We start from the raw sequence: 21,086 nt of genomic DNA on the forward strand, positions 1-21,086 counted from the left end.
AACCTCAATCTTCCCGGTCGCTTCCGAATGGACAACCTCCTGAAAGCTCACATCTAGCCACTTCGGCCATGCCGAAGTGGCGGGATCGACATCTTCCTTGTTTGGTTCGTCCTCCCATGCCCTCGACGATAAGATGTCGAGTTCCTTCGACTTCCCGGCGTGGCGCCAAAGGTATCCCCCTATACCTTCCCCGTTCAGGACAGTAGAGGCACCGATCGATCCGCCCTCGTCACTCCAAATTCTTGCTCTTTTCGCCGCATTCCAGCGCGGGTCAGGCCACAGTTCCGAGCCGTTTGCTTGGCCAAATCACAATATCCGCGGCTGATGGAAGCAATTTGTTAACCCTGATCAGGCACAGATTGAGACCGAGTAAGGCCTAAGCAAACGAGGTTTGACATGAACGACCTTCTTCCTCGCCGCAAGGCTCTGACGGTCATGGCTGGCATGACCCTCTCTGCCACCGGTCTGGTGACATCTTCCCTGGCCGTGGGCGAGCCCGCCCGCCCGCAGCAGATCTCTTCCAACGAGCTCATCAATTCCGGCCACCGCTTCTTCGGCACGGTCTCGCGCGATCTGGCTCTCGCCATCCAGAACGCGGTGTCGCGCTGGGGCGAGCCCAACGGTTATATCCTCGGCCAGGAAGGTTCGGGCGCCTTCATCGGAGGCCTGCGCTATGGCGAGGGCACGCTGTTCACCCGCAATGTCGGCGATCGCAAGGTCTACTGGCAGGGCCCCTCGGTCGGCTGGGACTTCGGCGGCGATGGAGCCCGCACCATGATGCTGGTCTACAACATGGCACGGGTCGATGAGATCTTCAGCCGCTTCCCCGGCATTGCTGGCTCCGCCTATATCGTCGGCGGCTTCGGCATGACGGCGCTGGGCGACGGCAGCATGATGGTGGTGCCGATCAAGTCCGGCGTGGGCGCGCGCCTTGGCATCAATCTCGGCTATCTGAAGTTCACGCCCTCGGCCACCTGGAACCCCTTCTGATCCCTTGGCTCATCCTTCGGGATCACGCGAAGATGAAGCTACGCCTTAAGCACATTGTGCGTTTTGTTCCTTCATGATCCCGGCTTTGACGTATAGTGTGGCGATATCAACTCGCCGCACTGAGGCTTTACGGTGCTCGATTACGCAATAGCCTTCTTCCTGGGGGGATCCCTGGCGGGCTTGGTCGCCCTGGCCCTGGTGCCGGCGATCTGGGCTCGCGCGCGCCGGCTGATCCGCCGCGAGATGGAGACGGCGCTTCCCTTGTCGATGACGCAGGTTCGCGCCGCGCAGGACCATGTCCGCGCCGAGGCCGCGATGACGCATCGGCGCCTCGAACAGAAATTGGAACGCGAGCGCGGCCTGCGCCATGACCTGATGGCCGAACATGGCCGACAGAGCGAGCGCCTGCGCCGCGTCGAGGCCCTGGTCGGGATCGATGCGAATCGCCTGGGCACGGTGGAGGAGGGGGCTGCCTCGGCCCAGCGCGACGTGCTCAACGCCCAGCACGATGCCGCCGCCCTCAAGGCGGAACTGGCCGCGGCCCGCGTCACCATCGCGCTGCGCGACGACAAGGCGGCCGAGCATGAGCGCGACATCAACACCGCCCGCATCAGCAATGACAGCCTGCGCGTCGAACTGGTCGCCCTGCGCACCAAGCTGAGCGCCGCCGAGGATGGTGCCACCCTGAACCAGCGCGGGCTGCAGCAGGCGCTGGAGGCCATCGCCGAGAAGGACGGCCGCCTCGCCGTCCAGGCCATCGATCTCATGCGCGCCGAGACCGCGATCGCCGCGCTGGAAGCTCGTTCGGCCTCGCTCCAGCATGAGTTCCAGGCGATGACCGACCGTCGCCACGCCGCGGAGACCGAGCGGGCCGATCTCGATACCCGCCTCGCCAATCTCACCGCCGATATGCGCCGCCGGGATGCGGCTCTCGCCGAGCGCGATGCCCGCCTCGCCATTGCCGCCGGCCGCGAGGCCGAGCTGGTGACCGAAGTGGCGCGCCTGCGCCGCAGCAACGAGCCGGGCGTCGCCGATGACGAGATCGCCACGCTACGCCTGGAACGCGCCCGCCTGCAGGCCGAGCTCGCGGCGCTACGCGAGGACGCGCACGAATCCTGGCTGCGCATCGAGGCCGACAACCGCATGCTCCGCCGCGAGATGGCGCAGGTCGCCGCCGAAATCGCCCGCGAGGTCGCGAGCCGCCAGGCCATCGGCGTGGCCCCAGCCGAGCGCTTCGCGGCCAACGACCAGGACAATGCCGCTACGGGCGCCGCGGCTGTTTCCGACAAGCACTGAGGCTGCCTTTGCGGCTGGGCGAGCGATCGCCGGTTTGGTGCGGCATCACGTGCAGCAAGAAGAACCCTTCGAAGCCGGCGATGCACAGCATTGGCTGGTTTCTTTCTGCTGCTCGGCTCTATGCCGTGGTTTGCAGATGGCCGCCCGGGCGCCAAGCCGTAAATCGATCTGATCGGCTCCGACCTGCAGCGTATCGACGTCAAACACCTGCATGGGCGCTCCCGGTGGCCCTATTTCGAAGGTGAGACGAGCATCCGGGTTGAGCCGGACCCGTTGTCCCACCTGATTGAGAATGCCGGTGAACTTGCCGACCGGCATGAAGGAGCGCTCCCCTTCCGGCCCGAGATCCTCAATCTGCAAAATCGTCTCCTGCCACGCGTCGGGATTGCCGCCGCAATCGAGCGTGACGAACGAGCCCGCCTTGACCTCTGTGACATGATAGCCCGGCCGGATGGTCCGGTCGCCATAATGGATGATCAGGGCCTTGCCGGCATGCTGGCCAAGGGCGCTCAACACCGCGCCAAGCGAAGCATCGCCGTGAAAGTCGATGAGAAGAGGACTGGCGGGAGCGTTCATTCTGGTGTATCCATAATCTCAATATGTATTGAGATGTTGAGGCAAGCATGGACGAAAAGCAAGCGCTCAATGCCTTTGCCGCCCTTTCCCAGGAAACCCGGCTCCGGATCGTCAAGCTGTTGGTGATGGCCGGGCCGGAAGGCGTGGCCGCCGGCACGATCGGCGAGGCCATGGATGGCGCCTCATCCTCGCGCATGTCCTTCCATCTCAGCCATCTCGAGCAGGCCGGCCTTGTCGAGTCCCGGCGTGAGGGGCGCTCGATCGTCTACAGCGCCGCCTATCCGTCCCTCTCGGCTTTGGTCGAATTCCTGATGCGCGACTGCTGCCAGGGGCATCCGGACGTATGCAATCCGGCAGTCGCCGCTCTTTCCCGCTGCTGTGATCCCGAGAGGGAGCGCACCGATGCCTGAGTCCGCCGTATTGGCTGATGTCATAATCACGTCCGTTTGGAGCAGTGACCTTTCGGATCTCGCCGCCACCCTGACAGCCGCAGGCCTGCCCGCCGACGACATCGACGAGCCCGGCCGCACTTTCCTGCGCTTCAAGGATGCGGCGGGGCACACCGTTGGCTTTGGAGGGTGGGAGAGTCATGGCGCCGACATTCTCTTGCGTTCCATCACCGTGGCGTCCGACCTTCGCGGGCAAGGACTAGGGGGCCGCATCGTCGAAAAGGTGCTCGGCGAGGCCCATGCAGCCGGGGCATCGAAGGCCTATCTCCTGACCACCTCGGCTCAGGGCTTCTTCGCCGGCCAGGGCTTCGAAGTGATCACGCGCGACGCCATTCCCACGTCAATCCTGGAAACCAGGCAGGCGGCGGGTCTTTGCCCTACCAGCGCAGTCATCATGGTCAAGAAGCTCTCGCCATGACGATTGACCTACCCCGCCGGCTGGTTGCCGAAGGCCTCGGCACGGCGTTTCTCGTGGCCACGGTCGTTGGCTCCGGCATCATGGCTGAAACCCTCGCCCATGATCCGGCGGTGGCGCTTCTCGCCAACACGCTTGCGACGGGCGCCATGCTCGTCGTGTTGATCACCATCCTCGGGCCGATCTCGGGCGCGCACTTCAATCCGGCCGTATCGTTGATCTTTGCCCTGCGCGGCGATCTCGACGCACGCGACGCCGGCCTCTACGTTCTCGTGCAGATCATTGGCGGCATCGCAGGCACCTGGGTGGCGCATCTCATGTTCGCCCATCCCCTCCTGGAATTTGCCCTCAAGGAACGGTCAGGCCTCGCCCAATGGTTTTCCGAGGCAATCGCGAGCTTCGGCCTGGTCGCCACGATCCTCGCGGGGCTGCGCCATCACCGCAGAGCCGTGCCCTGGCTGGTCGGCCTCTACATCACGGCCGCATACTGGTTCACGGCCTCGACCTCCTTCGCCAATCCGGCGGTTGCGATTGCACGCTCGCTCACCAACAGCTTTTCCGGCATCCGGCCGTTCGATCTGCCCGGCTTCATTATGGCCGAGCTGATCGGGGCCTTGGCCGGTCTGGCGCTGATGGGATGGCTGCTTCGCGAGCCGGCCCTAACCCGAAACCACGAAGTCGAGACCAACCCATGACCATCACGATCTATCACAACCCCGACTGCGGCACCTCCCGCAACACCCTGGCGATGATCCGCCAGAGCGGCGAGGAGCCTGATATCATCGAATATCTGAAGACACCGCCGAGCCGTGAGCGCCTGCAGGCATTGATCACGGCCATGAGCATGAAGGTGCGGGACCTGCTGCGCGAGAAGGGCACGCCCTATGCCGAACTGGGCCTTGCCGACCCGAAATGGACGGACGAGCAACTGATCGACGTCATGCAGGCACACCCGATCCTGATCAATCGGCCGATCGTCGAGACACCAAAGGGCACGAAGCTATGCCGCCCTTCGGAGGCGGTGCTCGATATCCTGCCCAATCCCGATATCGGTCCCTTCACCAAGGAGGACGGCGAGGTTGTCATCGACAGCGAGCGCCGGCGCCTTGTGTGACCTGTCCGATATCGTATCGCCACGGTGAGGGCGTCACATGTCGGGCGCCAGTCTTGGGTTGACGCAGATGACCACGTCTCCTAGTCCTAGCTTATTCGAACCCGCGAAAGGCTATGAGATCGTCAATCTGAGGGGCATGACCGAAAGGCTTCTTGGTATATCCAGCAACAGCTCATGGCCTTTCGTCTTTGGTGTTTTGGGGCAGATCATGATGAGTGGGGCATTCCTGATGTGCGTCCTGGCGAGTTTGTGAAAGTGATGATCAAGCTCGAAATACAGGGGCAACGGATTGCCCTCTCCTATCCAAATGATCTCGAGGATCGTCTTCGGCCCTTCTTTTCGCAATTCGATTCATGTCAAACGGCGGAGACGGAGGAGATCCTCCATCTCCGCGCAGCAGGATCGGACACTTTCAAGATCGAATATTGTGGCCATCTCCTTTGGGAAGGCCTGACCTGGCCGGGGTTGCTCACGGTGCTCTGCGGCGAGCTCGAACATCTGGTGGCCGTGCGGATGCGGGATGCCGCCGTAAGGGCCGCAGCCGTTCGCGGCAGCAACCGTTCCGTGCTCATCCTCGGGCCTGCGGGCTGCGGCAAGACGGAACTTGCCCTGTGGTTCATCCGGCAAGGATTTACCTATCTGGCGGACAACTTCGTCAGCCTTGCTACACAGCATTCCAACCTGCGCGACGAGCGCAATGCCATTTCGCCTCTCCCTCTGCCCCTTGCGCCGCATTTTTCCGCCGATCTGGAGCCATCGGGCTTGGCGCCTTTCGAAGGCATGGCGACCCTTGATGTCGGCGACGTCACGTTCGTGATGCCCGAGCGTTTGAATGGTCCTCGCACCATCGAACATTGCGGTCTCGTGATCGTTCCCAGGTTCTACGAAGCCTCGAGGCTCGAAGTCGAGGTGGTGAAGCCGGTCGAGTTGCAGTTTCTGCTGGGGCAGGCGCTGCATCCGGCGCAGAGATTGACGCCGTACGCTGTCGAGAGAATAGCCCGGTTTGCCCAGGCCGTACCCGCGATCGTGGTTCGCTATGGTGATCAGGAGCAATTGGACGGCACCCTCGACAGACTGGTGCATGCGGTCCTGGCCGATAAGGTCGAGGTCACGGGCCTGCCTATCTACCTGGGGGGATGGACCTGGCAGCCGGCCGCGACGAGGGCTCCAACAGTCAGCGGCACGCAAGCGCAGGCGCAGCCGGAACCGATCTCCATTCCTCAACCCGCCTCGCCAACAGTGAAGCCGGCCGGCGCCCGAAAGCGGCTGACGATCGGCATGGCAACTTTCGACGACTTCGACGGCGCCTATTTCACCCTGCAGGCGTTGCGCCTCTACCATCCGGAAGTCGCCGGGGAGGTCGAGTTCATCCTCGTCGACAACAACCCGGATGGCGTCTGCGGTCCATCTCTGAAGGCGCTGGAGCAGTCTATTCCCAATTGCCGTTACATTCCCCTGCGGGAGCGCAGCGGAACCGCGGTGCGCGACTATGTGATGTCGGAGGCTTCAAGCGAATTCGTGCTCAATGTGGATTGCCATGTCCTGGTCGTTCCAGGCGCCGTCTCGCGTTTGATCCACTATTTCGAAGCCCATCCCCAGACAGCCGATCTGCTGCAGGGGCCGCTCGTCTATGACAATCTCACCGCGCTCTCCACGCATATGGAGCCGAAGTGGAACCAGGGCATGCTCGGTGTCTGGGGGCTTGACGAACGAGGGAAGGCCCCTGACGCGCCGCCCTTCGAGATCCCCATGCAGGGGCTGGGGCTCTATGCCTGCCGGCGCTCGGTTTGGCCGGGCTATAACGCGAACTTCCGTGGCTTCGGCGGAGAGGAAGGCTATATTCACGAGAAGTTCCGGCAGGCCGGCGGGCGTACGCTCTGCCTGCCTTTCCTGCGCTGGCTTCACAGATTCCACCGGCCATTCGGGGTGCCCTACAAGATCAGCTGGGAGGACAGGGTTCGCAATTACCTGTTCGGCATGGATGAGCTCGGCTTGCCGGTCGAGCCGGTATTCGACCACTTCCGCCAGTTTCTGGGGCCGGATGCCGAGACGCTGATCGCCGAGGCGCAGAGGGCCTTGCTGGCCCTGAAGCAGCAAACGCTATAACGCCCGCTGCAGGATCATCCCGCATTCAGGCCGCTTCCCGGCGCGTGCGCTCGACCAGCAGGTGAGCGCAGGTTTCGAAAGCGTCGAACTCCCTTGTCAACTCCTCCACGCCAAGCGCCGCCTTGTCTTGCCTTCAAATCAAATCACCAAGAATCAAAAAAATGCGCTTGGTGCCATGGAGTTAATCTGGAAATCCGTTCCGGCCTGAATGTATTTTGCTGTGGGTGCCCCTGTCGCCGTGCCCTTCGACTGTAGCGGTCGGCGCCGGCATGGAGTATGCCTTTACCGACCATTGACTTGGCCGGGCGGAAGTCCACTACAGCGATTTCTCGGGAAGGTAATCGAAATGGCGACAAAACCTGCAACTGGACCTCTGGCGGACAGTGAAGGGCCGGCTGGCTCGAAGCTCGTAAGGCCTGTACCGGCATCTCTGCGGAGCAAGGGACGGCTTCATATGCCAACCGCCGTGAGGCGTGGTTTCATCGAGCCTGACAACGCTCGTCTGGGGCATCCCGGCGTGCAAACGACACCGCCGACGGCAACGATCACGCTACCGGCCAGGGATAGTGATTGAAATGGCGACGAAACTTGCAAGGACCTCTGGCAGACAATGAGGCGTCGGTTGGCTCCAAGCTCGTAAGGCCTGTGCCGACCTCGGTGCGGAACAAGGGACGGCTTCATATGCCAACCGGCTGAAGCGTGGTTGCATCGAACCCGACGACGCCGTCCATCATCCGGGGCATCCGGGCTCGCCAATGGCAATATTAACGCTACCCGCAATGTGAATTGCGGTGGCGGTGCATTTAACTCCATGATGCCGCCGATCCTTTGGAAGCCTGATGGCTCTCTGCCGCCAACATCAGAGCCCATCCCGCCGGTCCACCGCATCGAAAATCCCCCAGTTGAAAATTTTTTTGCCCTCCCGGGAATAAATCCGCACGCCGCCCAGTCTGGACCCTCATCGGAGGCACGCAAGGAAGTGCAGCCGCATGGCCAACGCCGCATCGAATGAGGAGTGACTGGAATGTTGAACGTAACGCGCCGCACTGTGCTGGGTTCTGCACTGGCTGCTGCAGCCTTCGGCCTCGCGGGAAAGCTGGAGTTCGTCGCTCCTGCCCTGGCCGACACGCCGCTCGAGCCGAGCGTCGGCTTCTACAAATACAAGGTCGGCGATATCGAGGTGACTGCCATCTATGACGGCATCTGGCGCAAGCCCCACGACCCGACCTTCATCAAGAACGCCTCGGTGGACGATACCAAGGCCGCCCTCGCCAAGGCAGGCCTGACCACGGACTTCATGCCGATCCCGCTCACCGTCGTGGTGCTCAAGGTCAACGGCAAGCTGATCATGATGGATGCCGGCTCCGGCGTCGGCCAGTGGCAGACCAACGCCACCCATCTGCCGGCGAACATGGCGGCCGCCGGCATCGACTACAAGGCCATCGACACCATCATGATCTCGCATTTCCATCCGGACCATGTCTGGGGCCTGATGGAGAAGGGCACCAATGCGCCGGTGTTCCCCAATGCCGAGCTGATCGTCAATGCGACCGAATACAATTGGTGGACCGACCCCTCGCGCGTCGACAAGCTGGCGGAAGGCCGCAAGCCCGCCGGCAAGCGTATCGTCGACAACTTCCCGAAATGGAAGAACTGGAAGCTCGTCAAGGGTGGGGACGAGGTTGCGCCGGGCATTCATATCCTGGACGCTCCCGGCCACACGCCCGGGCACTCCGTCTACCTGATGGGCTCCGGCAACGAGCAGTTCATGGTCTCGGCTGACATCATGTATGTGCCCGCTCTGCTCGCTCCCCATCCCGAATGGCAGGGCGTCTACGACCAGGATGGCGCGATGGCCATCACCACGAGGCGCCAGCTCATCGATCGGGTGATCGCCGACAACATCAGGATCTGCGGGTCGCATTTCCCGTTCCCCGGCACCGGCACCTTCGTGAAGGACGGCAACGCCTACGGGTTCACGCCCACCACGCAGATTTAAGAGACCGAGCAAAAGATCGCAGGAACCTCGGCCCTTTGTCATCACTGGGCTTGTCCCCCACCGGACTTGTCCGGTGCAGATCTAGGGTAACGGAAGCGCCTCAGAAATGGGCGGCCGGATGCCCAGGACAAGCCCGGCATGACAAAACCGGCCGGCGGGGCGGGTTCCAAGAACCAACGATTCCTCCAAATCCCTGAGAGAAAATCCATGTTGAAATATGCTGTCGCGACCGCTTTCGGTTCGCTTGCAATCTTCACCGTCGCCACCACGGTGCTCTCGATCCCGGCCTATGCGGTCGACAATATCGAGTCGACCGACGCTCCGGACCTGACCTCCGTCAAGGCGAAGATCGAGGCCAAGAACTACACCGGCGCGCTCGAGGAACTTCGCGGCATTGCCGAGGACACCCAGCAGGCCGATGTCTACAACCTCCTCGGCTTCACGCTGCGCAAGACCGGCGACTACAAGACGGCGCTCACCTACTACAACAAGGCGCTCGAAATGCAGCCCGATCACAAGGCGGCGCGTGAATATCTCGGTGAGCTCTATGTCGAGACCGGCGACATGGCCAAGGCCAATGAGCAGCTCGCGACGCTCGTCAAGCTGTGTCCGCAGGGCTGCGAGGAGCGCGAGGACCTGGAGAAGGCCATCGCCACCAAGGTGACGAAGTGACGACAAACCCGGCGGGCGCTCCGGCGCCTGCCACCCACTTTCCATCGGAGTTGGCGTGATGACTCAAATCAGCAAACTGACAGAGTGCTTTCCCGATTCGGTCCTGCTCGTAAGCCGGCTGCTGCTCGCCCTGATCTTCGTGCATGAGGGGACGACCCTGGCGACGCATTTCAGTGGCACCGTCAAGGCCATGGCGGTGGTCGGCGTCGGCGCTCCCCTCGTCGTCGGCGTCATTGCGTTGCAACTGGGCGCAGGCCTCGCCATCGCCCTCGGCGTCCTCGCGCGCATCGGCGCCGTCCTGCTCGGGCTGTTCTGCCTGATGACCGCGACGATGTTCCATATGGATTTCTCGAACCAGAACGAATTGCTGCATTTCGAGAAGGATCTGGCTATTGCGGGCGGCATGTTTGTGCTGGCCGTCATGGGCTCGGGGCGGCTTTCGCTGGATCGGTTTATCGCGCTTCCTTTCCTGCACAAGCGTGGGCCGGCGAGCGCGCAGGCCGCTTCCGAGACGAACTGAGCCGCGAAAGAGGATTCCCAAAAATACCGCCCATGGACATTTCTACTTCTGCCAAACGCCGTGAGACGGGGCGGCCGATCCCTACATCCTCGAACCGTCCCGTCTCGCCCGGCACCTGCCGAAAAGGCGGTGTCGTGAAGTTGTGGCCTCATCATCAAAGCCCAGGCGGGACCGGGACCACTGTGCCGGGATGACCGGTCGCTGCAAAGCCCGGCGGCGGGCGTCGCGATATTCCTGCCCCAGAGCAAAGCGCGTTTAAGCGTAAACGCCGCTTTGCTCTAGGAATTGCCTGTCTCTCCGAACGATCGCGGGCGCGCGACTGCCCCGGACAAAAACGCGCGCAGGGGCAGCGTTGCTCGAAGTTCCTCGCAGATCTCGACGGCGAGGGCGAGAGTCGCATCCCGGCACCAGTCCGGGTGGCCGTGGACGTCGTCGTAATAGAGCTCTCGAGGGATGCCCGCAGCGAGACGCTCCTTCAAGGCAGTGTCGCTCGGTATTCCCTCGAAACCGAAGCGAAGGGGTCGGCGGGTCGATGCCGTGACGGTCAGCGCCAGATGGTCCTCTTCCGACAGAGTTCCGATCAGGAGGGCATCGGAGCGGCCGAACGGTGTGAGGCAGATGCGCCGGAAAGCCGTATGCCGCCTCAAGGCCTTAGCCGGAAGCTCGATCGAGCGCAGGATCTCGCCCAGCCGCAGGGCCGGCCGCCGCGGTCCGAGCACGAAGTCCGACACCGGTAGCTGGCGCTCACCACCGGCCGGCATCCAGATCGTGCACACGCCATCCAGCGCGGCACACAGCGCAATCATCGGGCCCGATGGCAGCGACAGGCACAAATTGCCGCCCACGGTCGCCATGTCCGAACCTGTGAAGGAGGCTGGAAAGGCCGCGCAGCACGCGCCGATCAAGGACGCGGCATGCCAGGCCATGGGTACCTTGAAGGCCGCGAGCGTATCGAGGCTGCAGGTTGCCGCGATCGAGAGGCCTCGTGCGTTTGCGACCAGCGGCTCCCAATGCAGTCCGAAAAGGTCGATGATGCGGCCCAATCGCGGCTGTGGCTCGGAAAATAGCCAAGTGCCGCCAGCCAGCCAAGCGTCGGATTTTCGCATGTTCATGGCTAGAGCCGCGACGGCCGGGCGGCCTGTCGGTTGCGGCGCCTTCATGATGGTCTTGAGGTTCATGACCGTGCCTCGTTCGCACATGTCGGCGACACGGCCCGGGCGCGCGTTTCACCGGCAGCGGTGGCCTTACCTTCACTTGTTCGTGCTGCCGCCATTTCGATTATGAACGACATGAATTCTCCTCCCGGACCACAGACAAAGCTCCGCCCGCCGTTGGGAGCCGGTTTTTTTCAAAAAGAAGCAATTTCGGAGACGGTTGGTTGAGCGCAGGGGACGAAGGCCGTTCTTCCAACCTCGCCATCATACCGCAAATGATCCAGTAAGATATTTCCAATTGGAGAACGACACGTTGCCGAACCGGCAGCATCAATCATGAAAGCCGCAGGCGAGATCGGCCCTACCAGCGTTCTTTGGGTAGGGGCCGTCCATGAGCGCTGACTTTGCAGTCGAGGGGCGGAATCCTAGCCGTCATTGCGAGCGCAGCGAAGCAATCCAGGGGCAGCAGACACCACCCTTTGGCTCCTGGATTGCTTCGCTGTGCTCGCAATGACGGTGTTTCTGCTGCCTTTGTCGACCAAAGTTAGCGCCTATGGTAGGGGCCGTCCCCAGATGGACATCCCGGTCCCCTACAGCGCCGCCGCGATCCTCGCGGCCAGGCGCGCATTGTTTTCCACCAAAGCGATATTGGCGATCAGGCTGCGGCCCTCGGTGAGCGTCAGCATGCGCGAGAGCAGGAAGGGCGTCAGCGCCTTGCCGGAGACGCCGGTGGCGTCGGCTTCGTCGATGGCGGTTTCGATGGCCGGGTTGATCTCGCTGGCGGCGATCTCGTCTTCGAGCGGAATGGGGTTTCCCACCAGCACGCCGCCGTCGAGCCTGAGTTCGGCGCGGGCGCGGATGAGGGCGGCGATCTCCTCGGGCCTGTCGAGGCGGAGCGGGGCCGGCAGGCCGCTCTTGCGGCTCCAGAAGGCGGGGAACTCGTCGGAGCCGTTGACCACCACCGGCACGCCCAGCGTCTCCAGCGTTTCCAGCGTCTTGGGCAGATCGAGGATCGCCTTGGCGCCGGCGCAGACCACGCAGACCGGCGTGCGCGCCAGTTCCTGCAGGTCGGCCGAGACGTCATAGGTCTTCTCGGCGCCGCGATGCACGCCGCCGATGCCGCCGGTGGCGAAGACGCGGATGCCGGCGCGGTCGGCCGCGATCATGGTGGCGGCGACGGTGGTCGAACCGTTCTTCCTGGTGGCGATGGCGTAGCCGAGATCGGCCCGGCTGAGCTTGAGAAAGCCCTTGGCCTGGCCCATCGCCTCGAGCTGGGCATCGTCGAGCCCGGCATGGATGACGCCGTCGAGCACTGCGATGGTGGCGGGCTCGGCGCCCTCCGCCCGCACGGCCGCCTCGACCTGCCGCGCTGTCTCAACATTCTGCGGGAAGGGCATGCCATGGGTGATGATGGTCGATTCGAGAGCAACCACCGGCTTTCCAGCCTTGAGGGCGGCGGCGACGGCGGGGGAGTGGATGAGGGAGGTCATGGGATGATCGTTTCGGTTGGTTGGGAGAGTTCGTAGCGGGCGAGCAGCGCCGACATGGTCAGGTCGGCCCGCACGGTATGGGGCGATTCCACTGTCAGTGCGGCGGCGGCCATGGCGCGCCGTGCCGCCAGGATGAAATCGTCACCCGTCGCGAGGCGGGCAAGGGTGGCACCGGCGAGGGCATCGCCCGCACCATTGACGTTGACGGGGCTGGAGGCAAGCGCGGGGATTGCCGTCACCTTTCCATCCGCCCAGCCGAGCGCGCCGCGCGGGCCGAGCGTGAGCAGGCCGCGCGGCACGGGGCCGTTGGCAAGACGTGCCGCCAGGCTCTCCGCGCTGCCCTCGCCGCCGAGCAAGGCGCGCGCCTCATGGAGATTGAGGAAGAGGATGTCGAGATCGGCGAGGATCGGCGCCAGGCGGGCAAGCTTCTGGATCGAGACGGGGACCGAGGCCAGCATGCGCCCGCTTTTGGCCCCGGCGATGGCCTGCAGGGTCGCCGGCTGGAGATTGGCGTCGGCGAACAGGACGGTGTCGGCGGCAGCCGCGGCAATGGCCTCGACGGCGTTCTCAGGCGTGATCGCCTCGAAGATGCTCATGTCGGCAAGCCCGATGACGAGCTCGCCCTCGCCATTGAAGATGGCCGTGTAGGAGGCGGTCGCCGTCTGGCTGTCGCGCGTCACGCGCGTCATGTCGATGCCGGCGCGGCTGCTGACGGCGATGATGCGCTCGCCCTCCGGATCATCGCCCACCCGCGAGAGCAGGCGCACGGGAATGCCGAGCAGCGCCAGGTTCTCGGCGACATTGCGGGCGACGCCGCCGAGGCTGGAACGCATGCGCCCGATATTGGAGGTATGCAGGCGCTCCTTCGCATCGACGGTCTCGCCGACGCGGTCGATCACGCAGCCTCCGAGGCACAGAACAGAACGGCTCTTCATGCCTCCCCGTGCCACAGATTCGCGTTTCCAACAACGCAGGCAAGACGGTGCATCGATTCTTCTTGTTTTGCTGGTCGTTTACCGCCAATAGAGGCGCGGCTTCCGGGGCTAACCTGACTTTCACCTGCCGCCGCCACATTTTGCGCATGCTTGTCTGCGTTGTGTGGCCGTCCTTCCCTCCGAGATGACTTCATGCGCACCGCCACGCTTTACGCCGCCCTGATGATGTTTGCCGCCACGCCGGCTTTGGCCCAGAGCCAGGACTGCAGCAACAACGCCGCCGGATTTCCCCAGTGGCTCGAAGGCGTGAAGAAGGATGCGGCAGCCCAGGGTATCGGCGCACGCGGGCTCGCGGCGCTCGACGGCGTCAGCTATGACCAGAACGTCATCTCGCATGACCGTGGCCAGAAGGGCACGTTCAAGCAGAGCTTCGAGGAGTTCTCGGGGCGCATGGTCAATGACTTCCGCATCAAGCGCGGCAAGCAGGTGATCAAGAAATACCAGGCGGTGTTCGACAAGGCCGAGGCCGATTATGGCGTGCAGGCTCCCGTCATCGTGGCGCTCTGGGCCCTGGAGACCGATTTCGGCGCCAATATCGGCAAGTTCGATACCGTGCGCTCCCTCGCCACGCTTGCCTATGATTGCCGCCGCCCCACACAGTTCCGGCCGGAGCTCTTCGATGCGCTCAAGATCATCGACGAGGGCGATGTCCCGGCTGCCGAGATGAAGGGCGCCTGGGCCGGCGAGATCGGGCAGGTGCAGTTCCTCCCCTCCAGCTACCTCCAGCATGCCGTCGACTTCGACGGTGACGGTCGCAAGGATCTGGTGAAGGACCAGGCCGACGTGATCGGCTCGGTCGCCAAATATCTCGCCGATGCCGGCTGGCAGCGCGGCGCCGGGTGGGACGAAGGCCAGCCCAATTTCGAGGCGCTCAAGTCCTGGAACGCCAGCGAGGTCTACCGCAAGACCATCGCGCTGCTCGCCGACCGCATCGCCGGGCAGTAATCCTGGGAGCGCCCCGGGTGCACGGGCATCTTGCCCGTTCTTCCCTTTTCGCAGGCGCAGGCGGTTCAAGAACGGGCAAGATGCCCGTGCACCCGGAGAAAGGCGCCGCCTTTTCCATGTGCGAAGCCCCAGATTCCCCCTGTTCCGCGTGGAAGCCCCGTGGCAAGGTTGTGCCACGATCTTGCTTCACCGGAGTTTCCTGATGCTTCGCCGTACATTCCTCGGCCTTGCTGCCACCGCCGCGCTGGCGTTCACGCTTGGATCCGCCTCGGCCGATCCGCTGCCCGATCTCAAGGGCCGCACCATCGTCGCCGTGACCGAGAACGCCTATTTCCCGCTGAACTTCACCGATCCGAAGACCGGCAACGGCATCGGCTGGGAATATGATGCGATGAACGAGATCGGCAAGCGCCTCAATGCCAAGATCGACTGGAAGACCTCGTCCTGGGACGCCATGATCCAGGCCGTGCAGGGCGGCCAGTTCGACATCGGCATGGACGGCATCTCCATCACCGACGAGCGCAAGAAGCAGGTGGCCTTCTCCGATCCCTATATGGTGTCCGAGCAATTCATGCTGGTGCGCAAGGACGAGAACCGCTTCGCCGACGCCAAGAGCTTCGCCGCCGACGACAAGCTGCTGGTGGGCGCGCAATCGGGCACCACCAATTATTTCGTCTCGGTGTCCGACCTGCTCGGCGGCAACGACAAGAGCCCACGCATGAAGCTGTTCGAGACTTTCGGCGCCTCGGTGCAGGCGCTCAAGGCGGGTGATGTCGACACCGTGCTGATGGACAAGGCGGGCGCGCAGGGCAATATCGCGGCCTCGCCCGACAGCTTCAAGATCACCGGCAATGGTCTGGGCCATGACGAATTCGGCTTCATCCTCAAGCAGGGCTCGGACCTGGTGGCCCCGGTCAATGCCGCGCTGGCGGCGATGAAGGCCGACGGCACGCTCGATGCGCTCAGCAAGAAATGGTTCTACGACTACCAGGCCGCCGCGAAGTAAGAGTTCCCGGGTGCGCGGACGTCCCGTCCGCATTTTCCTTTCCCCCAACCGCAGCGGTTCCAAGATGCGGACGGGACGTCCGCGCACCCGGGACCATCGCGTCACATCATGAGCACATCGCCCGACACCGGATTGCATTCACCCACCCCCACCCGGCACGCACCTCCGCCGCCGCCATCCCGTCTCTCCCGCATCCCCTGGTGGCTGGTGATCCTGTGCTCGCTCGGGCTGCTTCTCGTTGCGACAGGACTTGCCAGCGAGCAGTACCGCGCCATCTTCAACGCCGTCGGCTCGGGGCTGTCGGTCACCATCCGCGTGACCATCATCGCCTTCGCCGCTTCGCTGGTGCTCGGCACAATGCTGGCGCTTGGGCTGGTGTCGGTGTCGCGCTGGCTCGCCGAAGGCCTCAAGGCCTATGTCGAGATCATGCGCGGCGTGCCGATGATCGTGCTGCTCTATTACATCGCCTTCGCCACCGGTCCAGCGCTGATCGATGGCTATAGCTCGCTCTTCCACGCCGCCATCGCGGCCGGCCTGATGCCGCAGCTCACCATTCGCGACTTCAGCTTCGAATGGCGCGCCATCTTCGCACTGACGCTGGCCTATTCCGCCTTCATCGCCGAGATCATGCGCGGCGGCATCCAGTCGATCCATATCGGCCAGTGGGAGGCGGCCCAGGCTCTGGGGCTCAGCCGCTTCAAGACCATGCGCTTCGTCATCCTGCCCCAAGCCTTCAAGACCATGACGCCGCCGCTCGGCAACGACCTCGTCTCGATGCTGAAGGACTCCTCGCTGGTCTCCGTGCTCGGCATCGCCGACATCACCCAGAACGGCAAGACCTACACCGCCTCCACCTTCCTGTTCTTCCAGACCTATACGGTGGTGGCCTTCTTCTACCTCGTCATGACCATCGGCCTGACGCTGCTGGTGCGCCGGCTCGAAAAGAGGATGAAGCGCAACGAGCAGCGGGTGGATTGACTGGGAGCGCGCGCCTTGATCTGCACATAGAGATCGGCCGGCGGGTGGTCGAAGTAGCGCAGCAGGGCCGGGCAGAGCCAGCCTTCGGCGTCGAAGTCGGGCGAATGATAGACGTTGCCGCTGCCATCGGCCCGCCGCCATTGCAGATGGAAGCTGCTGCCCGGGAAAGGCGCGGCTGAAAACACCATGACGAAGCCCTTCGCGGCATCGGGGATGTGTGCGGTGGCCCGGTCGGTCAGCGTGTCGGCGCCGCCGACGAAGGGCTCCTGCACCAATCCGACCTTCGGATCGTCGAAGACCCACATGCCGAGATAGCGATAGGGCGAGATGACATTGATGGCGTTCATGACCGGATCTCACGATGGGGCGCGGCCTATCGCCTGCCGTCACGGCAAAGTCAAGTCGTTCCGGGTGTACGGGCATCCTGCCCGTTCTTCCTTTCCGACAAGCGCGGCGGTTCAAGAACGGGCAGGATGCCCGTGCACCAGGAAAGAGCCTACAGCACCGGGCGCATGAAGCTGCGCTCATAGCTCACGATGCTGCGATTGCGCTTCTCCATCTCCAGCACGGCCTGACACTCGGCATCGCCGGGGATGCGCTGGCGATAGGCCTCATAGGCGGCGAGGCTCGGAAAGCTGAACAGGGCATAGGCGATGTTGTTGGCGCCCTCATGCGGCAGGAAATAACCGTGATGCGTGCCGCCCATGCGGTTCACGATCGGGATCCAGATGCGGGCGTATTCCTCGAACTCGGCGAGCTTGTAGGGATCGATGACATAGTTGAGGTAGCAGGTGATCAAGGCCGAATCCTCTTTGCTGAGTGTCAGGATGCCGGCTCATCGCACATTGGGGCCTTGCCTGCCAATGGCGGGAATGGCATGCTGTGTCAAGATCATGCCAGACATTGCACCCCCCTCCGGCCCGCTTGTGGCCGTTCTCGTCTATGACGGCCTCTGCACTTTCGAGTTCGGGGTGGCCTATGAGGTGTTCGGCCTGCCGCGTCCGGAGATGGGCGTGGGCTGGTATCGCTACGCCACGGCCGCCATCGAGCCCGGGCCGCTACGTGCCGCCGGCGGCCTGATGGTCGGCGCCGGCGCGGGCCTCGAAGTGCTGGCGCAGGCCGATCTCATCGTCGTGCCGGGCTGGCGCGGCATCGCTACGGCGGTGCCGTCAGATCTGATCGCTCATCTGCAGGCCGCCCATGCGCGCGGCGCCCGCGTGATGTCGCTGTGCTCGGGCATTGCCGTGCTGGCCGCCTGCGGCTTCCTCGACCAACGGGCGGCGACCACACATTGGCGCTATGCCGGGGCGATCGGCGCACGCCATCCCGATATCCGGCTCGATCCCGACAGGCTCTATGTCGATCTCGGCGATGTGTTGACGGCGGCGGGCAGTGCGGCCGGCATCGACCTCTGCCTCCATGTCGTGCGCCGCGATTTCGGCCCCGACATTGCCAACGCCGTGGCGCGCCGGCTGGTAGTGCCGCCCCATCGCGACGGCGGCCAGGCTCAGTTCATCGAGCGCCCGATGCCACGCGAGCGCGAAGCGGCAAGGCTCGGCCCGCTGATCGACTGGCTCCGGCGGAATCTCGGCCAGACCCACCGTATCGAGACCATCGCCGCACGCTCGGGCATGAGCGCGCGCACCTTCCAGCGCCGCTTCGAGGAAACCACCGGCCTGCCGCCCGGCGAATGGCTGGTGGCCGAGCGGGTGCGGTTGGCCCGGGAGCAACTCGAGCGCAGCCGCAGCGCCACGCTGGACGATATCGCGGTCCATTGCGGCTTCGGCTCGCTGGAAACCATGCGCCACCATTTCCGCAAGCGGGTCGGCGTGAGCCCGGCCGCCTATCGGGCGCGGTTCGCTGGGAGCTCATGCCGAAGCTGAACAGAGTCATCCTCTATGTGCGCGATGTCGAGGAAACCGTCGCTTTCTACGAACGGCATTTCGGCTTCAAGGCCGTGCGGCTGTCCTGGGATCGCATCGTCGAGCTCGTCTGTCCCGAAGGCGGGGCGGGTATCCTCGTGCATGCGGGTGCCAAGGGCCAGAAGTTCGGGCAGGTGGCGGTGAAGCTCTCCTTCCAGGTCGAGGATGTCGAGGCGTTCTGCGCGGAGCGTGCCGCTAAGGGGCTGGTATTCGGGCCGCTGCACAAGGGTGACGGCTATGTCTTTGCCAATGCGAAGGATCCGAACGGGAATTCGATTTCGGTGTCGGGAAGGCCGGTGAGAGAATAGAGCGCGACATGGGAGGCACTCCTGGGACCGCAGGCGTCTCGCCTGCCTCTTCGTCTCCTGCAAGCGAATCGTTTCCAAGAGCAGGCGAGACGCCTGCGGTCCCAGGAAGACGTCCGCGCTCCCAGGCGGCCTACACCCTCAGCCCCGTCTCGCCATCATAGAGGTGGATCGCCTCGGGCAGGATCGCCACGTTGATCGTGTCGCCCGGATTGAGGGTGCGCTTGTCGGTGATGGCGATGGCGAAGGGCGTGCCCTTGAGGTCGGCCTGCACGATGCGGCCGGCGCCGAGCTCCTCCACGAAATCCACCGTGGCGGCGAGCGCGCCCGGCGTGCCGATCTCGGCGAGCGCGATCTCTTCCGGCCGCACGCCCAGCGTCACCCTGCGGCCGGTCTTCTCCGCTGCCCCGAGGATCGGCACGGGAATGCGGGCGTGGCTGCCCTGTGCGAAGATGCCGCCGCTCTCGATCGTGCCCTCGAGCAGGTTCATGGGCGGGGAGCCGATGAAGCCGGCGACGAAGCGGGTAGCCGGCTTCGAATAGACCTCGGCCGGCGTACCGACCTGCTCGATATGGCCCTTGTTGATCACCACCAGGCGGTCGGCCAGGGTCATGGCCTCGACCTGGTCGTGGGTGACGAAGATCGAGGTGGTCTTCAGGCGCTGGTGCAGGCGGCGCAGCTCCGCGCGCATCTGCACGCGCAGGCGCGCGTCGAGGTTGGAGAGCGGCTCGTCGAACAGGAAGACCTTGGGCTCGCGGATCATGGCGCGGCCCATGGCAACACGCTGACGCTGGCCGCCGGAGAGGGCGGCTGGACGGCGGTCGAGATAGTCGGTCAGGCCCAGAGGCTCGGCGATCTTGCGGATGCGCTCCATGCGCTCGGCCTTGCGCACACCGGCGACCTTGAGGCTGTAGCCGATATTCTCGGCGACGCTCATGTGGGGATAGAGCGCATAGTTCTGGAACACCATGGCGCAGCCGCGCTCGCGCGGCTCGATATCGTTCACCACCCGGCCGGAAATCGAGATTTCGCCGGAGGTGATCGACTCGAGCCCCGCCACCATGCGCAGCAGGGTGGACTTGCCGCAGCCGGAGGGGCCGAGGATGACGATGAATTCGCCGTCATGGATGTCGAGATCGACCCCGTGCACGATCTCGGTGCGGCCATAACTCTTACGGACATTGCGGACGGTAATTTCGGCCATTGCCGGTTTTCTCCAAAACTTACTTTTCCGTCGCGACCAGGCCGCGCACGAAGAAACGCTGCATGAAGATCACGAGAATGAGGGGGGGCAGCATCACGAGCAGCGTGCCGGCCATGGCGAGGTTCCATTCCGGGATGCCGTTCTGGCCGGGTATAAGCGCTTGGAGACCCACGGCCGAGACGATGTGCGAGGGCTCGGTGGTCACGATCAGGGGCCACAAATACTGGTTCCAGCCCCAGACGAACATGATGGTGAAGAGCGCCGCCATGTTGTTGCGCGAGAGCGGCAGCAGGATGTCCCAGAAGAAGCGCAGCGCGCCGGCGCCGTCCATCTTGGCCGCCTCCACCAGTTCTTCCGGCAGGGTCATGAAGTGCTGGCGATAGAGGAAGGTGCCCGTGGCGGTGGCGACGAAGGGCAGGATCAGGCCGGGATAGGAGTTGAGCAGGTTCCACTGCAGATCTACCGTGGTGCCGGTGAGCATCGATATCGCCGAGGTGATGCCGAGCCCGTCGAGGATGGCCTGATAGGGCGAGAGCGCGTTGGTAGCCACTGCATAGGTCGGCACGATGCGCACTTCGAGCGGCAGCATCAGGGTGATGAAGATCGCCCAGAAGATCCAGACGCGGCCACGATAGCCGAAGAAGACCAGCGAATAGGCGGAGATCGCCGAGATGACCACCTTGCCGAAGGCAAGGCCCGCGCCGAAGATCAGGCTGTTGAGCAGCTTGGTGCCAAGATCGGCGCGCATCCACGCCTCTTTCATGTTTGCGAAGAAGTCGTGGCCGGGCCAGAGCGGCATCGGCACCTGGTTGACCTCCCGCAGCGAATGGGTGGCAGCGATCGTCACGATGATGAAAGGCAGCAGCGTGATGAAGGCGCCGATCAGCAGCAGGGCGTGGGTAATGAAGTTGAGGATCGGGGTGCGTTCGACCATGGGGCGCTCCTACGCG

The 21,086-nt window shown here is 63.9% G+C and carries 23 protein-coding genes; 15 read left to right on the top strand and 8 right to left on the bottom strand.

From position 1 onward, the window contains the following. Positions 1 to 396 precede the first annotated feature (396 nt). Positions 397 to 990, top strand: coding sequence for a DUF1134 domain-containing protein (locus tag QQL24_RS34300; RefSeq protein WP_284316815.1), 594 nt, complete (start codon positions 397 to 399; stop codon positions 988 to 990). Between the two features lie 132 nt (positions 991 to 1,122). After that, the gene (locus QQL24_RS34305; RefSeq protein WP_284316816.1) at positions 1,123 to 2,286 is read left to right on the top strand and encodes a coiled-coil domain-containing protein; all 1,164 of its coding nucleotides are present in this window, start codon (positions 1,123 to 1,125) and stop codon (positions 2,284 to 2,286) included. A 45-nt stretch (positions 2,287 to 2,331) separates the two neighbouring features. Here the strand turns inward: QQL24_RS34305 and QQL24_RS34310 are convergent, their stop codons facing one another. Continuing rightward, complete coding sequence (locus QQL24_RS34310; RefSeq protein ID WP_284316817.1) at positions 2,332 to 2,862, bottom strand: DUF6428 family protein; 531 nt, start codon at positions 2,860 to 2,862, stop codon at positions 2,332 to 2,334. Between the two features lie 47 nt (positions 2,863 to 2,909). Here QQL24_RS34310 and QQL24_RS34315 point away from each other — a divergent pair, with 47 nt between their 5' ends. The 8 genes from QQL24_RS34315 (at position 2,910) to QQL24_RS34350 (ending at position 10,137) form a co-directional block, all read left to right on the top strand. Then, positions 2,910 to 3,272 carry an ArsR/SmtB family transcription factor gene (locus QQL24_RS34315; RefSeq protein ID WP_284316818.1) on the top strand — a complete coding sequence of 121 codons (363 nt, stop codon included), beginning with the start codon at positions 2,910 to 2,912 and terminating at the stop codon, positions 3,270 to 3,272. Beyond that, on the top strand, positions 3,265 to 3,729 hold the full coding sequence (gene arsN2, locus QQL24_RS34320; RefSeq protein ID WP_284316819.1) for an arsenic resistance N-acetyltransferase ArsN2: 465 nt from the start codon (positions 3,265 to 3,267) through the stop codon (positions 3,727 to 3,729). Before QQL24_RS34315 ends, arsN2 begins: the two co-directional genes overlap by 8 nt. Then, positions 3,726 to 4,421 (top strand): aquaporin, encoded by a 696-nt coding sequence (locus tag QQL24_RS34325; RefSeq protein ID WP_284316820.1) that lies wholly within the window; start codon positions 3,726 to 3,728, stop codon positions 4,419 to 4,421. The genes arsN2 and QQL24_RS34325 overlap by 4 nt, the downstream gene beginning before the upstream one ends. Further along, the gene (gene arsC / locus QQL24_RS34330) at positions 4,418 to 4,840 is read left to right on the top strand and encodes an arsenate reductase (glutaredoxin) (RefSeq protein WP_284316821.1); all 423 of its coding nucleotides are present in this window, start codon (positions 4,418 to 4,420) and stop codon (positions 4,838 to 4,840) included. Before QQL24_RS34325 ends, arsC begins: the two co-directional genes overlap by 4 nt. Positions 4,841 to 5,098: 258 nt before the next feature. Further along, a complete protein-coding gene (locus QQL24_RS34335; protein ID WP_284316822.1) occupies positions 5,099 to 6,946 on the top strand; it encodes a glycosyltransferase in 1,848 nt (615 codons plus the stop codon). 1,024 nt (positions 6,947 to 7,970) lie between these two features. Further along, positions 7,971 to 8,945, top strand: a complete 975-nt coding sequence (locus tag QQL24_RS34340; RefSeq protein ID WP_284316823.1) for an MBL fold metallo-hydrolase — start codon at positions 7,971 to 7,973, stop codon at positions 8,943 to 8,945. A gap of 207 nt (positions 8,946 to 9,152) precedes the next feature. Next, positions 9,153 to 9,617, top strand: a complete 465-nt coding sequence (locus QQL24_RS34345; protein WP_284316824.1) for a tetratricopeptide repeat protein — start codon at positions 9,153 to 9,155, stop codon at positions 9,615 to 9,617. A 58-nt stretch (positions 9,618 to 9,675) separates the two neighbouring features. After that, entirely contained in the window at positions 9,676 to 10,137 is a 462-nt protein-coding gene (locus QQL24_RS34350; RefSeq protein WP_284316825.1) for a DoxX family protein, read from the top strand. Positions 10,138 to 10,415: 278 nt separating this feature from the next. Here the strand turns inward: QQL24_RS34350 and QQL24_RS34355 are convergent, their stop codons facing one another. The 3 genes from QQL24_RS34355 to QQL24_RS34365 form a co-directional block, all read right to left on the bottom strand. After that, a complete protein-coding gene (locus QQL24_RS34355) occupies positions 10,416 to 11,315 on the bottom strand; it encodes an FAD binding domain-containing protein (protein ID WP_284316826.1) in 900 nt (299 codons plus the stop codon). Between the two features lie 566 nt (positions 11,316 to 11,881). Next, positions 11,882 to 12,781: a pseudouridine-5'-phosphate glycosidase gene (locus QQL24_RS34360; protein WP_284316827.1), complete on the bottom strand. Its 900-nt coding sequence runs from the start codon at positions 12,779 to 12,781 to the stop codon at positions 11,882 to 11,884. Next, positions 12,778 to 13,716, bottom strand: a complete 939-nt coding sequence (locus QQL24_RS34365; RefSeq protein ID WP_284316828.1) for a carbohydrate kinase family protein — start codon at positions 13,714 to 13,716, stop codon at positions 12,778 to 12,780. The genes QQL24_RS34360 and QQL24_RS34365 overlap by 4 nt, the downstream gene beginning before the upstream one ends. A gap of 192 nt (positions 13,717 to 13,908) precedes the next feature. Between QQL24_RS34365 and QQL24_RS34370 the strand changes: the two genes are divergently transcribed. The 3 genes from QQL24_RS34370 (at position 13,909) to QQL24_RS34380 (ending at position 16,705) form a co-directional block, all read left to right on the top strand. Next, a complete protein-coding gene (locus tag QQL24_RS34370) occupies positions 13,909 to 14,721 on the top strand; it encodes a lytic murein transglycosylase (RefSeq protein WP_284316829.1) in 813 nt (270 codons plus the stop codon). Positions 14,722 to 14,920: 199 nt separating this feature from the next. Further along, positions 14,921 to 15,727, top strand: a complete 807-nt coding sequence (locus QQL24_RS34375) for a transporter substrate-binding domain-containing protein (protein WP_284316840.1) — start codon at positions 14,921 to 14,923, stop codon at positions 15,725 to 15,727. A 108-nt stretch (positions 15,728 to 15,835) separates the two neighbouring features. Further along, on the top strand, positions 15,836 to 16,705 hold the full coding sequence (locus QQL24_RS34380; protein ID WP_284316830.1) for an amino acid ABC transporter permease: 870 nt from the start codon (positions 15,836 to 15,838) through the stop codon (positions 16,703 to 16,705). On the opposite strand, the gene QQL24_RS34385 is transcribed toward QQL24_RS34380, so the two are convergent. Further along, the gene (locus QQL24_RS34385) at positions 16,621 to 17,052 is read right to left on the bottom strand and encodes a DUF6717 family protein (protein ID WP_284316831.1); all 432 of its coding nucleotides are present in this window, start codon (positions 17,050 to 17,052) and stop codon (positions 16,621 to 16,623) included. The two genes, QQL24_RS34380 and QQL24_RS34385, sit on opposite strands and share 85 nt — an antisense overlap. A 149-nt stretch (positions 17,053 to 17,201) precedes the next feature. Next, positions 17,202 to 17,504, bottom strand: coding sequence for an NIPSNAP family protein (locus QQL24_RS34390; protein ID WP_284316832.1), 303 nt, complete (start codon positions 17,502 to 17,504; stop codon positions 17,202 to 17,204). Between the two features lie 73 nt (positions 17,505 to 17,577). On the opposite strand from QQL24_RS34390, the gene ftrA reads away from it, so the two are divergent. Continuing rightward, a complete protein-coding gene (ftrA, locus tag QQL24_RS34395; protein WP_284316841.1) occupies positions 17,578 to 18,588 on the top strand; it encodes a transcriptional regulator FtrA in 1,011 nt (336 codons plus the stop codon). Then, entirely contained in the window at positions 18,576 to 18,935 is a 360-nt protein-coding gene (locus QQL24_RS34400; protein ID WP_284316833.1) for a VOC family protein, read from the top strand. Before ftrA ends, QQL24_RS34400 begins: the two co-directional genes overlap by 13 nt. Positions 18,936 to 19,065: 130 nt before the next feature. Here QQL24_RS34400 and QQL24_RS34405 read toward each other — a convergent pair whose 3' ends face one another. Together QQL24_RS34405 and QQL24_RS34410 are read right to left on the bottom strand one after the other, a co-directional pair. Further along, entirely contained in the window at positions 19,066 to 20,136 is a 1,071-nt protein-coding gene (locus tag QQL24_RS34405) for a sn-glycerol-3-phosphate import ATP-binding protein UgpC (protein WP_284316834.1), read from the bottom strand. 19 nt (positions 20,137 to 20,155) lie between these two features. Further along, the gene (locus QQL24_RS34410; protein ID WP_284316835.1) at positions 20,156 to 21,070 is read right to left on the bottom strand and encodes an ABC transporter permease subunit; all 915 of its coding nucleotides are present in this window, start codon (positions 21,068 to 21,070) and stop codon (positions 20,156 to 20,158) included. Positions 21,071 to 21,086 lie beyond the last annotated feature (16 nt).

Source organism: Labrys miyagiensis, assembly GCF_030160835.1.
In the GTDB taxonomy this organism is placed as follows: domain Bacteria; phylum Pseudomonadota; class Alphaproteobacteria; order Rhizobiales; family Labraceae; genus Labrys; species Labrys miyagiensis.